1 protein-coding gene is annotated in these 1,089 nt (G+C 74.3%); it reads left to right on the top strand.

The genetic code is table 11. The annotated features are described in order from the left end of the window. Positions 1 to 76 precede the first annotated feature (76 nt). Entirely contained in the window at positions 77 to 949 is an 873-nt protein-coding gene (locus tag GRC12_RS44595) for an ATP-grasp domain-containing protein (protein WP_208786116.1), read from the top strand. Positions 950 to 1,089: the final 140 nt, after the last annotated feature.

Here is a 1,089-nt window from a genome sequence, read left to right as displayed (position 1 = left end):
GGTCAAACCGGTTGCCGTGGTCGTGGCCGTCCTGGTTAGCCTGCGGTGGTCCCTCCCGCACCCGAACGGAGTCCCCGTGCCCCGCATCGCCCTCGCCACCTACGATTCCCGGCCCCAGCCCAACCGCGACCGCGACCTGCCCGTGCTGCTGGCCGCGCTGCGCGAGGCGGGGGCCGAGGCGGACGCCGTGTGCTGGGACGACACCGAGGCCGACTGGGCCGCGTACGACCTGGTCGTCATCCGCTCGACCTGGGACTACAGCTGGCGCGCGGCCGAGTTCGTGGCCTGGGCGCACAAGTGCGGCACGGCCACCCGGCTCGCCAACCCGGCCGAGGTGGTGCGCTGGAACACCGACAAGCGGTACGTCGGCGACCTCGCGGCGGCCGGCGTGCCCGTCGTCCCCACCCGCTACCTCGCCCCCGGCGACGCCCCGGACCTCCCCGAGGACCACGAATACGTCGTCAAGCCCACCTCCGGCGCGGGGGCCCGCTATGCCGCGCGGTACACACCCGGGCAGCGCGAGGAGGCCGTACGGCATCTCGCGCGCATGCACGAGGAGGGGTTCACGGCGATGGTCCAGCCGTACATGCGGGCCATCGACACCGGCGGTGAGCGGGCGCTGCAGTTCTTCGGCGGCCGTCTGCTGCACGCCAGCCGCAAGCGGGCCGTCCTCGAACGCGGTGCCGCCTACGACGCCGACAAGGTGCCCCACCCCGATCTGGAGCCCTGGACGCCGGCCCCGGCCGAACTCGCGGTCGCCGAACGCGCCCTGGCCGCCGTACCGGACGCGCCGGAGCTGCTGTACGCGCGCGTGGACCTCGTGGACGGGGACGACGGACAGCCGCGGGTGATGGAGCTGGAGCTGGTGGAGCCGAACCTGTTCCTGTTCCTGCATCCGGGGTCGGTGGAGAAGGTGGTGGCGGCGGTGCTGGAGGCGGCCGGCAGGTGAGCCGGCCGCTCAGCCGCTGACGGCCACCCGCTGCAGCAGGCCCCAGGTGAACTCCGCGACCACCTCCCGCCGTGTCCCCTGCTCGTCCGGGGCCGTGAACGCCAGGCCCCAACGGGTGGGGGCCGTGCCCTCCAGGGGGC

The sequence above is a fragment of the Streptomyces griseorubiginosus genome (assembly GCF_017614965.1).
Lineage (GTDB): Bacteria > Actinomycetota > Actinomycetes > Streptomycetales > Streptomycetaceae > Streptomyces > Streptomyces griseorubiginosus_B.
Note: the sequence above shows the minus strand (reverse complement) of the source record. Positions and strands in the feature narration are given on the sequence as shown.